The sequence below is a fragment of the Winogradskyella pacifica genome (assembly GCF_013403915.1).
GTDB classification, from domain to species: domain Bacteria; phylum Bacteroidota; class Bacteroidia; order Flavobacteriales; family Flavobacteriaceae; genus Winogradskyella; species Winogradskyella pacifica.
The window spans coordinates 1-14,097 of sequence record NZ_JABFDI010000025.1 but is presented as its reverse complement, the minus strand read 5'-3'; the positions used below and the strand labels follow the sequence as shown (position 1 = coordinate 14,097).

Annotated in this window: 12 protein-coding genes; 7 read left to right on the top strand and 5 right to left on the bottom strand. The window is 32.0% G+C overall.

Annotation, left to right across the window (positions count from 1 at the left end):
- Nucleotides 1-7 precede the first annotated feature (7 nt).
- Together HM984_RS16395 and HM984_RS16390 are read right to left on the bottom strand one after the other, a co-directional pair.
- Nucleotides 8-2,401 carry a M56 family metallopeptidase gene (locus HM984_RS16395; protein WP_179349951.1) on the bottom strand — a complete coding sequence of 798 codons (2,394 nt, stop codon included), beginning with the start codon at nucleotides 2,399-2,401 and terminating at the stop codon, nucleotides 8-10.
- 87 nt (nucleotides 2,402-2,488) lie between these two features.
- The gene (locus tag HM984_RS16390) at nucleotides 2,489-2,854 is read right to left on the bottom strand and encodes a BlaI/MecI/CopY family transcriptional regulator (protein ID WP_115808016.1); all 366 of its coding nucleotides are present in this window, start codon (nucleotides 2,852-2,854) and stop codon (nucleotides 2,489-2,491) included.
- A gap of 129 nt (nucleotides 2,855-2,983) precedes the next feature.
- Between HM984_RS16390 and HM984_RS16385 the strand changes: the two genes are divergently transcribed.
- A complete protein-coding gene (locus HM984_RS16385) occupies nucleotides 2,984-3,481 on the top strand; it encodes a DUF456 domain-containing protein (protein ID WP_179349950.1) in 498 nt (165 codons plus the stop codon).
- Nucleotides 3,482-3,740: 259 nt separating this feature from the next.
- Here the strand turns inward: HM984_RS16385 and HM984_RS16380 are convergent, their stop codons facing one another.
- From HM984_RS16380 to HM984_RS16370, 3 genes are all read right to left on the bottom strand, one after another.
- Nucleotides 3,741-4,409, bottom strand: a complete 669-nt coding sequence (locus HM984_RS16380; RefSeq protein ID WP_179349949.1) for a response regulator — start codon at nucleotides 4,407-4,409, stop codon at nucleotides 3,741-3,743.
- 6 nt (nucleotides 4,410-4,415) lie between these two features.
- A complete protein-coding gene (locus HM984_RS16375) occupies nucleotides 4,416-6,443 on the bottom strand; it encodes an ATP-binding protein (RefSeq protein WP_179349948.1) in 2,028 nt (675 codons plus the stop codon).
- 139 nt (nucleotides 6,444-6,582) lie between these two features.
- Nucleotides 6,583-6,756, bottom strand: coding sequence for a hypothetical protein (locus HM984_RS16370; protein ID WP_020898233.1), 174 nt, complete (start codon nucleotides 6,754-6,756; stop codon nucleotides 6,583-6,585).
- 919 nt (nucleotides 6,757-7,675) lie between these two features.
- Here HM984_RS16370 and HM984_RS17730 point away from each other — a divergent pair.
- From HM984_RS17730 to HM984_RS16340, 6 genes are all read left to right on the top strand, one after another.
- Nucleotides 7,676-8,899, top strand: a complete 1,224-nt coding sequence (locus HM984_RS17730) for a helix-turn-helix domain-containing protein (protein ID WP_306455296.1) — start codon at nucleotides 7,676-7,678, stop codon at nucleotides 8,897-8,899.
- A 783-nt stretch (nucleotides 8,900-9,682) separates the two neighbouring features.
- Nucleotides 9,683-10,585, top strand: a complete 903-nt coding sequence (locus HM984_RS16360) for a CsgG/HfaB family protein (protein ID WP_115808020.1) — start codon at nucleotides 9,683-9,685, stop codon at nucleotides 10,583-10,585.
- A gap of 39 nt (nucleotides 10,586-10,624) precedes the next feature.
- Nucleotides 10,625-11,092, top strand: a complete 468-nt coding sequence (locus tag HM984_RS16355) for a hypothetical protein (protein WP_115808021.1) — start codon at nucleotides 10,625-10,627, stop codon at nucleotides 11,090-11,092.
- 2 nt (nucleotides 11,093-11,094) lie between these two features.
- Complete coding sequence (locus HM984_RS16350; protein WP_179349947.1) at nucleotides 11,095-12,003, top strand: DUF6175 family protein; 909 nt, start codon at nucleotides 11,095-11,097, stop codon at nucleotides 12,001-12,003.
- A gap of 107 nt (nucleotides 12,004-12,110) precedes the next feature.
- On the top strand, nucleotides 12,111-12,953 hold the full coding sequence (locus tag HM984_RS16345) for a hypothetical protein (RefSeq protein WP_179349946.1): 843 nt from the start codon (nucleotides 12,111-12,113) through the stop codon (nucleotides 12,951-12,953).
- A gap of 198 nt (nucleotides 12,954-13,151) precedes the next feature.
- Nucleotides 13,152-13,916 carry a hypothetical protein gene (locus HM984_RS16340; protein WP_179349945.1) on the top strand — a complete coding sequence of 255 codons (765 nt, stop codon included), beginning with the start codon at nucleotides 13,152-13,154 and terminating at the stop codon, nucleotides 13,914-13,916.
- Nucleotides 13,917-14,097: the final 181 nt, after the last annotated feature.

Genomic DNA, 14,097 nt, shown 5'->3' with positions numbered 1-14,097 from the left:
GTAATTATTAGTCTTTTTTAGAATCATGAATTTGAAAAACAATTGGTAAAGCATACGATACAGCTACAACTTCACCTCCTTTTTTAGCAGGAGTAAAATTTGGTAATAAGTTTAAAACTCTAATCGTTTCCGCTTCCAATTTTGGGTGTGGTCCTCTGGCAGTAATGCTAGTAACATGTCCTGTTTTATCTATTATAAACTGTGCGTAAATTCGTTTTTGACCTGCTGGTAAACCTAAAGAATTTGCTAAATTGGTATCAAAATTTTTTCCAACAAACTTATTGATTGCTTGTGCTAAACAATCTTTTTCTTCTGTTTTGTTAGACAGCGATTCACAATCGGGATGAACTGGAGCAACTTCCACCTCACTAAAAGGAATTGCCCCATTTAAACGCCTCTTTTTAGCAGCTACCCTTTCTTCTGCATACTTTTCCATGTCTTCAATAGACAACACCTTTTTATTGGTCTTTAATTCATTGATTTGTTGATTTAATTGCTCAACAATTGGGTTTTTATCTGTGGAATGCTTTAAAATACTATCGCGTTTAGCAACCAATTCATTATATTCTTGCGAATTAGCATCTCCTTGAACCTGAAAAACAATGGGCACAGAAAAAGGCACCACTACCACTTTTCCTTTTTGTTTCCCTGGAATAAACTGAGGCAAGGTTGCTAAAACGCGTTTGGCTTCTGTTTCTAATTCTGGACTTGGACCTCTAGCTACAATATCTTTAACACTACCATCGGTGTCAATTTTAAACTGCACAAAAATTCGTTTTCTACCAGGACTCAAACTATCTCCTATACTTGTATTAAAGTTTTTAGCAATGTGCTTGCTCACAAAACTATTAAAACAGTTTTTTCGATCTTTATTACTTTCTAAATCTTGACAATCAATGGTGGTTGGTGTTTCTTCTACGACAGAGAATGGGACTTCCACAATTTCAACCTCTTCTTTAATCATTTCGACACCATCATTTGAAATATATGAATCTAATACTAAAGTTGACCTACCGTCTGTCACTACGAGTTTATTAAAAAAATCGTCGTTTTCTAATTGTTTCAACAATCTATTAAAACGCTTGGTTTCTTCATCTGTTTTGTTTCCAGCATCTTCAACATAAAGTTTTAAAATACCATCTTGGGTGTTTGATTCCCATCGTTCTTTAGCTTCTTTTGTTTTTTTCCATTCTACATAATCTGCGTAAGACTTGTGTTTGCCTAATTTCATTACATCAGCAGAGTTAATATCTTCTTGGGTTAATGTGCCTTCTTCTGATTTTCTTTCAATCGTACCTTCAGCGATAAAAATCATGAATGCCTTAAATTTTAAGTAATCTTCACGAGAGTTTATATAATTATATTTTTTATCTCCCATAAAACCTGCATAATCAACAATTTCAGCAAAGGTTGATCCATTTTTTTTCATTGTAAGTATCTCTTCATGATACTTTTTAATTAACTCGTCATCAGTTAACTCTTGATTGACTAAGGTTTCTTGTGAGTCTATCTTTTGTTGCGCTCTAACCTCCGTAGACGTATAAATCAACATTCCAAAAACCATAGGAATTAATAGTGCATACTTAAGAAGATGAAGCTGTTTTGATTTTGATTTTTGTAACATAGCGATTCGTTTTTTGATTAATGACTTATTAAAAAATGTATTAGTAAAAGACACCTGATTAACATCTAATACCTGATTGAGTAAACTTGTATAATAATCGACTTTACCACTTTGCTTTACCGCTTTGGCATCGGCAATATATTCGTGTAATTCTTTGATTCTATTTTGATAGATGTAGACTAAAGGATTAAACCAGAATACAACTCTAAGCAATTCGAAAAACAATAAATCTACCGTATGGTATTCTTCAATATGTACCAACTCGTGCTTATAAATGGTTGGCTTTTCAGACTCTGAAATATGTTCACCTAAAAATATGGTGTTGAAAAACGAAAATGCAGCGCTACTTTTTATGAGCTTAACAATAAGAATATTGCCTTTCCAACGTTTAGGGTTTTTATGTTTTAACCAATATAATTTGGTGATTTTAGCTAGAAAAATCAATGATGCTATCGCGATACCCGTTACTGCTATTATTTGCCAAATTGGTGTTTGTGGCTGCTCTAAAATAATACCAGCTAATTCTGCCGTTTGAATGTCGTAAACCGTTGGTGATTTTGTACCAATAAATACTTCTGGCAAATGAATAACCATATCTTTTGTGGCCATCGTTTTTAGTTGAGGAAATTTAAGAAATGGTAATACAAGCGCTAATACAGACGTAATTATTAAGTAAGCTCTATTGTAATTAAAGAAGGTTTCTCGCTTTAAAAACAAATCGTATATCAATAAAAACAAGGCTTGAAATGCGATAATTTGAAGAATAGAATACAGCATAATTATTTAATTCGTTACTATTTATTTTTTTAATACTCTCTGTGAACCTTGTAAATTATGTACAGTTCAATGTTTAAAACAAAAGATCTACTGCGGTTTGTTTTTATTAATTTCATCGAGTAAGACTTCAATGTCTTTAACATCAACATCATTTTTCTGAACAAAAAACGACACCATACTTTTAAAAGAACCTTGAAAATAATTATCCACTAATTTATTTATGGACTGGTTACTGTAAGATTCCTTAGCAACTATAGGAAAGTACACATGCCCTTTTCCTTTTTTCTCATAGTTTACAAAACCCTTACTTTCTAAAATTCTTACGATTGTAGACACCGTATTATAAGCAGGCTTAGGCTCTGGTAACATTTCAATTATCGATTTTACATTGGCTTTTTTAAGCTGCCATAAGGTTTGCATAATTTCCTCTTCTGCTTTTGTTAATTGCTTCATAGCACTCCCTTTTTTTAGATTAACTCATCACAAATATAACTAAATAATTAGTTTCAACTAATTATTTAGTTATATAATTGTAACAATAGCTTACTTAAAGCGTCCTATTAATGAATTTAATTTTTTGATATGGAAATATTTTTAGTGTGTATCGCACTGCTTTTAATGATATTAGGTATCCTTGGCAGTTTTCTTCCGGTATTGCCTGGACCACTAACGAGTTGGGCTGGCCTTTTAGTGCTTCATTTTACGGAAGGCGTAGAATTGAGTCATACCTTTTTAATTGTCTCTCTAGTATTTGCTGTTTTTATTTATGTCTTAGATTATATTATTCCCGCCATAGGCACTAAACGATTTGGTGGTAGTAGAGCCGGAATGATTGGGACGACCTTAGGTTTAATCATTGGGCTGCTCTCTCCTATTCCCTTTGGAATTATAATTGGTCCATTTGTTGGTGCACTTATTGGAGAAATGATGCATCGCAATGATTTTAATAAAGCTTTGAAAGCTGCTTTTGGATCGTTCTTAGGATTTATAGCCTCTACCTTTTTAAAATTTATTGTGGCTATAATTTATCTCGGCTTTTTTATTGTGAAGTTATCGGAACACAATGCAAGCTGGTATTAATCTATTTCGAACCTCCTTTAATAGAAAAAAACCTAGCCACATACTATGTGATTAGGTTTAATTTTCTTGCTATTAATTCAACAAATACTTAATAAGGGATTAATTAACTCTTGCTGACAGGTGTAAATATATTGAAGTCTTTTTACTTTTTGCTGTGGGAAAACCGTACACTTGCTGTGGAAAAACCGTAGTTTCCTTAATTAACGGCACCTTCAAAGGTTTCAAAAACCGTATAAAATGCGATATTTCTGCGCTTTTATTACAAATAACCTTTTTCTCGTGCTTCTTTTAACAAGCTTTCATCTTTTCCATCATCAATAGAGAACAAAATCTTAAGCTGTTTTTTACGTTTTTCAATGGCACTTGTAGACATGTCTATATATTCATTTAGACTTTTAGTTTTTATGCCTTGAGACAATAAATGTAAGATTTTTCGATTTATATCATCGACGTAGATATCACTCGAAATTCTTTTTTTAGTATAATTGCTAACCGTGCTACTATAGTAAGGTGGCGACTTTAAAATTTGCTGAAAACCATCAGCCAATTCCATAGACGTTAAATCACTTTTAATTAAAAAACCGTCTGGATCAATCTCTTTAATAATATTATGAATTCGAAACGTTTCATTAAACATGGTAAGAATTACAATCTTAGCTCTAGGCATTAAACGCTTTGCTAATAATGCTAAATCCTCACCAGAAGTATATCTCCCGTCTTCTGAACCTGGTAAACTAATATCAAAAAAGCAAACATCGTATGGATATTTTTTTGATTGGCGCTCTATCATAGCTACAGCTGTATCACAATTGTTCGCTGTATCGATATACAAAGTTTGATCGTCTTTTTTTGTTGCCATTAACACATTCTGGTAACCCTCTATAATAATTGGATGGTCGTCTACCATTAAAATTTTGATGTGTTCCATGTGAAATTAATTTGTATAGGGAATTTTTACATTAACTGTTGTACCAGTATCGGATTGCGATGTAATACTTATAGTGCCTTTAAGGTCATTTACTCGAGATCGCATATTTTTCAGACCAATGCCTTTTTTACTTTTGGAAGTATCAAAGCCAGAACCGTCGTCTACAATATCCAAGCAAATTAAGTCTTTTTCTAGTGAAATACAAACTGAAATGACTTTAGCATTGGCGTGTTTATAGATGTTTTGCATCGACTCTTGAATGATTCTATAAATATTGATTTTCACTTTATTAGATACTAAATCCCAATGAATATCATCGGTATAATCAAATTTATGTTCTAAATTATAAGCTTGAGTTTGGTTTTCAATGAGTTCGGTTACAATATCTATAAAACTAGATCCTGATATAAAATCGGTATTTAACTCGTGTGATATTTTGCGAATGTCATGTTCTATCGTTTTAAGCTGACTAATATATTTTGCCCGAGACATCATCGCCTCTTTTCCCTCATTAAAATTAATACTATCTAAACTTAATCGCACTCCAAAAAGTCCACCTAAAACTCCATCGTGCAATTCTTTTGATACTCGTGTTTTTTCCTTCGCTCTAGCTTCATCTACTTTATCTTGTTGCCCTAACAGTAGATTATAAATATCTTCGTTAGCTTTTTGCTGCACTTGTATTAACTTTAACTTCCTGTTCTTTGCCCGTTGAGAAATTAAGACGTAAACTAATATAGCAGTAACTAAAAGACCAATAGATAAGATTAATAAATATAAATTCTCTTTAGATATTTGCTTATTTTTCGCTACTAATTGATCTGTTTCAAGTTCAATTCTAGCAAATTTATTTCTTACATTCCGTTCTACATATAATAAACTATCTGTAAGTTTTATATGATCGTATAGATACCTTTTACCTTCCTCGCCATCTTTTAACTCAGAAAGCAAAACCATAGACTTTAATAAGATATCTGTTGACGATATTTTCTTAGCTAAATTATAAGCCTTAACGGTATATTTTAGAGTAGAATCCTTAATAGCTAAATGTTTGTAATATTTTGATAAATCTATTGTTACGGCAAGCTTAGTAACATCGTCATTAAGATTATTACTGATTTTATATGCTTCATAAAACATATCGCTTATTTCATTATAATCTTTATATCCGGCTAATACCTTAGTATAGGCAAGATTATCAATAATTAATGGGTAAAATGTGGGATCTATCTCTTGGTAAACTGGTCGCAATTCAATGAGATCGTTAAAAAGTTGAATAGCCTTTTCATAGTCATGTAATTTGATATACATGTTAGCCTGATTATGAAGTGAGATGGTTTTGTTCTGTTCACCCTTCCTCATGTCATTAGCTATATCAATGGCTTTATTATGATATTCTAAAGCTTCAGTATAGCGGCCTAGATGTCCCGATATTTGACCTAATAGATTATTTACAATCCAAATATCATCTAAAATAGACTCTGTTTTTGGCAGAGTATTAAATAATCGTAATGCTTTAATTGCATTTTCCTCACTACTTATATAAACTTTCTCATTAAGTTGAATTTCGGCAATATAACAATAGAGTGTTGCCACAAGTTCTGTATCGCCTAATTCATCATAATATTTTAATGCGCCTCTGTAATAATAAAATGCGCTATCATATTGAACCTCATAATACTGTTTTGCTATACCAATATTAAGTTTAGCTACAGCTAATGCCAATGTATCGGATAATTTATGCGCTAATTGTAAATTATTTTTATTCTGTTGTTGCCACAGATCCGTTTGACCTAACACATCGTACAAAATCCCTAAACTTCTGCCACTTTTAAGAATTGTGCTGTCTTCAGAAGTTTTATGTGATAACACCATCGCTTTCTTGGCATAAACAACCCTTAAACTATCAGATAAATTATCATCGAACGATAGGCTTCTTAGCTTAAAAATACTATCGTATGTATTTGAATAGTGTTTTTGAGCAAATGCGTTTCCAAACAAGAATAAAAAAATTAAAGCAAGATAAATACGCATCTAAACGAAGTAATTAATTAGTCACTCAAATATATACTAAAATATCAATACTATATTTTAATAATCGATAGGTTTCATACTAACGCAAAAAGCCCACTCAATGAGTGGGCTCTGAAATCTTATTAAATAAAATGTTATATTATCCTTGAGTTTTCAATTTTATTCTAGTCTTATCATGAGCCAATAGATCATAACTCGTTTTTTCTTTGTAGGTAGGTTCTTCATCATTAACTGCAACATTGTCTGATTGGATTCCAGATACTGTTAATAATAAAACAGCTAGTAATGCAAAAGTAATTTTTAGGGTTTTCATAAGTATTATATTTAGGGTTAAAATTAGTCAATATCAAAATCGGTAACGCTACGCGATACACTGAGGGAAGGGAATGGATAATTAACTATTTTAGGGAAACCTAAAACAATACTAAAACTTAAAACGAGGGACGTTTTTTAGACAATTACTTGCCTCTAGTAAAATGAATTAAAATTATTCTTTTTAAGCGTTTTCAAAACTTAATCAGAACTGCAAATATACACGTATTTCTGAATATTCCTAATGAATATCCGACTAAACGCTTTTATTACCCGATTAACCGCGAAATTAATGTTCACAACCTGTTGAAAACTTGCACTCTAGTTAACATTATCGCTTAATTAAATTTTATAAGGTTTATAACTTAAGCATCTCGTAAAAACATAAAAAAAAGGGCAACAATTTCTTGTTACACCTTTTTTGTTGATTAATAGCGTTTATATGACACTTACTCTTTTGAAAAGTCACATTTATTAAAACCAATAGCCAAAAAAAACATTTCAATCTTATAATTTAGAAAGCAAAAACCCCTCATGACCATTTTTGTTAGGTAGACATCAAACACTTAGTAAAACGCACCCATATTTTACCATTTCTTAAACACAATATTTAAGTTTTTACAAGGCCCTTACCCTAATACACTTATACATTTAGAAAGCTAACCACCTCATAACTAAGACAATTAAACTATATGTAAAATACAATTTGAAAAGAACCAAATTATTCTGAATATAAAGCAAGAAGAGTATCATTTTTGGCCAGGATAAAATTGTTAGACAAAAAATTAATTTGAGTGCGATTATTATATATATTTAGGATTTTTCAAGTAAATACATACAGAATATTAAAAGGAGTCATCAGTAAATACCTAATCCATTTTTTTTTAATTTAGCTCACCATTAAACGACCCTACCCGCTAATGCTTAACCACTATTTCAAAATTGTTTTTTATTTATTTCCTGTTCTAATCACCGCACAGAATATTGATCCCGTTGCCTTAGAAGACGAAATATCAAAACTCAATGATCAGCAACATTACGAGACCTCTTTACTAAAATTAAACGAGATCATAGAAGATCCTAAGTCTGATTCATTTGATAAAGCACACGCTCACATTCAGATGGCGTACACATTTAAACGTGTCTATAATTATGTAATGACCATAAATAAGCTTGAACTAGCGGAAATAGAGGCAAAAAAATCCATTCATAAAGAGGAATTGGAGGCAAAAATTTTAGCTGAGAAAATGCTTGTTTATTTTGACATGCAGGATCAGTCAAAAGTGTTAATGCTTCTTAAAAAATTTAATGACAATACAGTTAAACACTTAACGAGAGAAACGCTTGCCCATTACTACACTGTGTTAGGCTCTGTAGCTATTTGGAGGGACGACTACATAAAGGCAGAAGAGAATCTTGACCATGCTATAGCTATTTTAGAAAAAGACAATCCCAAACATTTACCTAATATATACCGAGCAAAATTAGCACTATACTCTACTCTTGGTGATTATAATAAAGTAATGACAGCTTTTGACAAAGGTTTATATTATGCAGAAAAACATAATGTACCAATATATGATATTATCATACATGAAGGACTAACTAAACATTATGAGAACATTCACGATTATGAAAATGCATTAAAAACTCAACAATTAGTTTCTAATAAAAGAGATGAGTATAAGGCCACTACTAATAGTGAGAAGCTTTTAGCTTTACAAAACCGCCTTAAACAAGAAAGATTACAAATTGAACTGGAAGCCGAAGAAAAGCAACAGTTTTATTTATCTATTATTTCAATATTCGTAATTGCCTTAATTATTATCCTCTTAATATTACTCCGTGTTTATAAACAAAAGAATAAATTAATATTACATGAAAACCAATACATCCGAAAGGAAGTTGAACGCCTTTCTACCCAAATAGACACCAAACACAATGCTAAAACTATTTTAGAATCTCACAATTTAACCGAAAGACAACTCGAAGTCATTAAATTAATTAAAGAAGGCAAAACAAATAAAGAAATCGGAGTAGAACTTTTTATTTCCGAAAATACCGTAAAGTATCACCTCAAAGCTATCTACGAACTTTTAGGAGTAAAAAACCGAATAGTTCTACGCCAAACCTATGAGCTATAATTAAATTTATATAAGTTTATAACATGGTAAATACAATACTGTCATAAAAGAGTAATATAAGAAAACCGTTAAAAGCGGTTTTTTTTTATAATAACAATTTAACAAACTCAATAACAGAAGTTATTTCAATCAATATCGCAAAACTTCCCCCCAATTAGAACAGAGTTATTTTAAAATAGTTAAGGTTAATCAAGAATAATACTGATAGAATAACAAGCCATTTCGTACGCAATAACCATCAAAAACAATGATTTCAACCTAATTTTCAAGCTTTTCATCGACACAATTAAGAGGAAAAGTGTAATTATTGATGGTATAAAATTTAAAACACCTCACTAAATATAATTCTTGTTTTTTTTCAATACGCACACAAAGCACTAAAATACAACGCTCTAGACCACACTACCCTGTGGGTAGTGTGTAAAACTACACGCTCACTACCCGTAGAATTTTCAGTTTCATAGAAAAATCAAATCATATTTGCGAATACCAAATCGAAAATTATGATGAACCTAAATCTTTTTAAAACCGAAATGAATCTTACATCTTACAAAAAGCAACAACAGCTATAAAGATTCCAATCCACAACTTAAATATTTAAAACCTCTGGTCATTCAAAAAAAATTGACATAGAGAATAACAAAAAAGCATCTTACAAATAGCAGTACCAAGTTGCGCTTACAAAAAAAACAAACGATTAACAACACGGAATAATTCAACTAGCAAAAAGGGATCACAATCCCAATACTTTTAAACCCAATCAATTCTTAATTTAAATATGATATGAAAAATACAATTACCTTTTTATGCCTACTGTTTTCAATTTCAGCAATTAAAGCTCAAAACAGAACCACTATTGCGTTTCTACCAATATCCTATGACGAAGCTTCTATTAACAGCAATGAAGCCAGAATAGTTCAAGAAACCATAGTAAATGGCTTTGTGTCTTCTAAACGATTCACCGTGGTAGATAGAGAAAAACTAGAAGAAATTGAAAAAGAAAAAAGCCTCCAAAGAACGGAAGCTTTTATGGACAGCGACAATACCGTCGCAGATGGCCTAGGTAAAGGAGCTAACTTTTTAGTTGACGGAAGCATTATTGCTATTAGAAACTCTGAAATCAAAAAGAATAAATGGACCTCTAGTATTAGTGTTCAGATTAGAATGCTAGACGTTTCTACTGGTGAAATTTTATCAACTGAAACTGTGAATTCAGATTTTATTCCATACAGTGATGACGTTAAAAAAGTGATGAAATCGTATTACTCAAAAGATGAATTTAAAAGAGTTGAAGAAAGAGAGGATCGATTGGAAGAGCCATCAACCTCAAGTTCAGAAGCTTTTAATATTGCCTTAATGCCCTTAAGTGATAATATCGTTAAGGTTACGAGATCTCTTTTTCCAATGCCAGCAGAAATCATTAACTGGAACAAGAAGAAAAAAGATGAATTTACATTTGGAGCAGGACATGCTGCTGGTGTACAAATAGGACAAATTATGGACGTTGTTAAATCCTCAACAGTTGCCATAGGGGAAAAAGACTTACAAAGAAATGAGATCGTTGGTTCTGCTTGGGTAATTAGAGTAGATGATCAAAATTTTTCTGTAGCCACATTAATAAACAACCAAAAAGACATTAAAAAAGCGATTAAGAAAGGCGAACCAATAAGCGTCTTAATTAGATAAATAACCAACCAAATATTTAACCCTTAAATTTTAACAATTATGAAAAACACGTACTTATTATTAATTCTTGTTGCTATACTAGTTACAAGCTGCGGATCACAAAAAATGGCCAATCCGTACTCTACTTCTGAACTTATAGCTCACGACACGCAAGGTATTGTGACTTTAAGAGGTGTTAGTGACGAATTTAAAGAAGAACCTGAAGCCGAAGCTAATGCTCATAAAAAAGCGATACAACATTTATTCTACATGGGCTTCCCAGGAACAGACATGAAAAATCCTATGATTCAAAAAGGACAGCGTATTGAAACTGAGAACAAAGCTTTTTTCGATGAGTTTTACAAATCAGGCTACAAACAATACATCACAAGTAACAAAGTTGACTATTATGGTTGCCAAAATGAGACGAAAAACTGCGTCACTGCAGCATCAACTTTTAAACTTAACTATAATCTTTTAAGAAGAGATTTAGAACGCAATAAAATTTTAAATAAAATAGGATTTTAAACATGACTAAAAGAACAAATATTATCAAAATAGGAGTTTTAGTAATGTGCTTTTTACAAACCTTTTCTACGTTTGCCCAAATTGCATCTACTAGAAGCGATGAAGTTGAAAGGGCACAAGCCAAATTAATGGTCGTACCCTACACCAAAACTGGTGAAGAAGTGAAATCAATCTTAGACGACAATCCATACATTCGCTCTGCAATGTCTATGGTTAAACAATCTTTTGATCAACGTGGATGGACTACCGTAGATTTCGTTGCGAGCCTTAGAGCTGCCGAATCTAATCGCGCTTTTCAAATGGATAGACAAGCAGATTTTAAAGCCGATTTAATTGCTGGTTCTGGCGCGGATATCTATGTTGAAGTAGATACACAACTTACAACCGATGATTCTGGATCTGCAAGTGTCACCCTGGTACTGCAAGCATTTGAAGCCCATTCGGGAGCTAGCTTTTCTAACCAATCTGAAAATAGTGGCCGTTTCAATACTCAAGATTACGATAAGTTAATTGAAAAAGCGTACGACCGCATTAGAGAAGAGTTTTTAAATATGCTTCTTACAAAAACTGATGAAATTAGGGAAATAGGACGTGCTATTAAAATAGAACTCAACTTGCATGAAGATGCTGAATTAGATTTTGATGCCGAAGTCGGTGACGGCGATTTCCTTAACGAAGCCATTGAAGAATGGATCTATATAAACGCCTATAAAGGACGGGCTAATCTATCAGGAATCACGGAGAAATCAATGGCTTTTGACGAAGTGAGAATACCGCTTTTTGATCAAGAATCAGGCAGACCGTATAATCCGAATCGATTTGCAAGCGAACTAATTAAGTTCTTACGATCCAATGAGGTATCAGCCTCTAGAAACGTAAAAGGACAGAACCTATTTATTACAATTAAATAATGTTTATACAACGCACAACATATAGTTTGTTTTTGATTTTGTTTCTAGTATTCTCTAGCAATATAATTTTTGGTCAAAATTCTAGTACCATTAACTTTAGCTACAAAATGCCAAATACAAAGACTAAAAACGGTGTCAATAAAGAGCATTACAAATTGTTGAGACAAAAAATCGAAGGGAGTTACAATGAAAGAGGTAAACTTAAGGTAGGGCTTAACTTTTCCCCTAGTCAAACTCCCTTTGAAATTATTCCTAGCATAGAAATCGTTGACGAAAAGAACGCTGGAGATATTCAAACCGTCAAGGTCGTTAAGGTTGCAGTGTATTTAACTATAACAGAAGCAGAGAATCAAACGTTATTTAATCAATTTAAAACAACGGTAATAGTCACTGATAAAGACCTGGATAAAGCTATAGCAAAAGCTATTCAACAAATAAAAACTTCAGACTCAAAATTCAGAAGCTTTTTTACTAAAGCCGAAACAAACATATTGGCGTATTACAAAAATAATTGTGCCAAAATAATCAAATCGGCAAATACTTATATAGAAAGAAAAGAATACAATAAAGCTTATGGATTGTTAAAATACATTCCTGAAAACATAAGTTGTTTTGCCGATGCTGAGCGCTTAATAACCAAAATCTACACTGACAACAAAGATGATAATTGCAAGAAAATACTTGAACAAGCACGTAATCAAAAAGCATATAAGGATTATCCTTCAACTTTATACAGTTTAGTATTTATTGATTCAGATAGCTCATGCTATCCTGAAGCGATAAAAATGGCTCAAGACGTAAAGCTGCTAATGGACAAAGAGGATGCTAAAGAACATATGCAAACACTTGAAGAACGAAAAGCTAAGTTTTCAAAAATGTCAGATTTAGAAAAAATTAGAATGCTAGCTGCGCAAGCACGTATTTTAAATCTCGATTTTATTGAAGAATAGATTTAGGGGATCTATTAATTCTAGTAAAGCCGTCTCAATTTCATTTTTAGAGTCGGCTTTCTTGTTTGTCAATTTCTCTACATATTTCATTAAAATCCATTTTAATTCAAATCACTTAGACCACTTTATCGTTAAGCAATCTTAGTTATAAAAACCAACCATACATGACTTTTTAATAATTTATAAAAACACCGAATTATGAAAATCAGATTTTTAGTTTTACTACTATTTGTTTCAAAAATAGGTTTATCACAAAGTGAAACGCTTGATCCGCTAAAAATATCCAACATTAACACACTAATAAGCTTATTTGAAGCCAAAAACATTGACCAACTAGCTAAACACATCAATTACCCTCTAAACCGAGAATACCCTCTACCAAGCATTAAAAACGAGGTCGATTTTAAGCAGCGCTTCTCTGAGGTTTTTGACGATAAACTTGTTGCACTAATTGTAAATTCTAAAACTGAACAGTGGGAAGAAGTTGGCTGGAGAGGCATCATGCTTAATGATGGTATTATTTGGATAGATAGCACTAACGGAAAAATAAAAGCCATAAATTATGAAAGCGAAACTGAAAGAAAGAACAGAACCGCATTAATAGCTATGGATAAAGAAAACCTTCACAGCTCTTTAAAAGCATTTGAAAATCCAACATTAAAATTCAAAACTAAAAATCACCTCATTAGAATAGACCAGCTCGCTAACAACACTTACAGATACGCATCTTGGAACATAACTGATAACGAATCTTCAAAACCCGATTTAATATTAAACGACGGATACTATGAATTTCAGGGCAATGGGGGCAATTACGTTATTATATTTACAAACGAACTACACACTTACACTATATACAGAAATAGCATATCTAAAGACGAAGAACCCAAAGTTACACTCGAAGTTTTAAAAAGCGATCAGGTCGTTTTAACAGAGAATGGCAAATTAATGGACAAAAATTAAATACAGCAACGACTTTAAAACTTAAAAAAGAGACTTAGACTTCATAGATCTCGGATCAATCTCAAAAGTTGTGTGTGAATTATCTATACTTTTCGGATTTTTGTAAAAAAAAGACTGTGGACCATTATCTAGAACTACTTAAACTTATTCTTCCAGAATTTCTAATCAACCATTTTGATCT

Excerpts from the sequence above, each read along its gene's own strand:
- HM984_RS16395 (WP_179349951.1), bottom strand. The coding sequence starts at position 2,401 with ATGCTGTATTCTATTCTTCAAATTATCGCATTTCAAGCCTTGTTTTTA.
- HM984_RS16390 (WP_115808016.1), bottom strand. The coding sequence starts at position 2,854 with ATGAAGCAATTAACAAAAGCAGAAGAGGAAATTATGCAAACCTTATGG.
- HM984_RS16385 (WP_179349950.1), top strand. The coding sequence starts at position 2,984 with ATGGAAATATTTTTAGTGTGTATCGCACTGCTTTTAATGATATTAGGT.
- HM984_RS16380 (WP_179349949.1), bottom strand. The coding sequence starts at position 4,409 with ATGGAACACATCAAAATTTTAATGGTAGACGACCATCCAATTATTATA.
- HM984_RS16375 (WP_179349948.1), bottom strand. The coding sequence starts at position 6,443 with ATGCGTATTTATCTTGCTTTAATTTTTTTATTCTTGTTTGGAAACGCA.
- HM984_RS16370 (WP_020898233.1), bottom strand. The coding sequence starts at position 6,756 with ATGAAAACCCTAAAAATTACTTTTGCATTACTAGCTGTTTTATTATTA.
- HM984_RS17730 (WP_306455296.1), top strand. The coding sequence starts at position 7,676 with ATGCTTAACCACTATTTCAAAATTGTTTTTTATTTATTTCCTGTTCTA.
- HM984_RS16360 (WP_115808020.1), top strand. The coding sequence starts at position 9,683 with ATGAAAAATACAATTACCTTTTTATGCCTACTGTTTTCAATTTCAGCA.
- HM984_RS16355 (WP_115808021.1), top strand. The coding sequence starts at position 10,625 with ATGAAAAACACGTACTTATTATTAATTCTTGTTGCTATACTAGTTACA.
- HM984_RS16350 (WP_179349947.1), top strand. The coding sequence starts at position 11,095 with ATGACTAAAAGAACAAATATTATCAAAATAGGAGTTTTAGTAATGTGC.
- HM984_RS16345 (WP_179349946.1), top strand. The coding sequence starts at position 12,111 with ATGCCAAATACAAAGACTAAAAACGGTGTCAATAAAGAGCATTACAAA.
- HM984_RS16340 (WP_179349945.1), top strand. The coding sequence starts at position 13,152 with ATGAAAATCAGATTTTTAGTTTTACTACTATTTGTTTCAAAAATAGGT.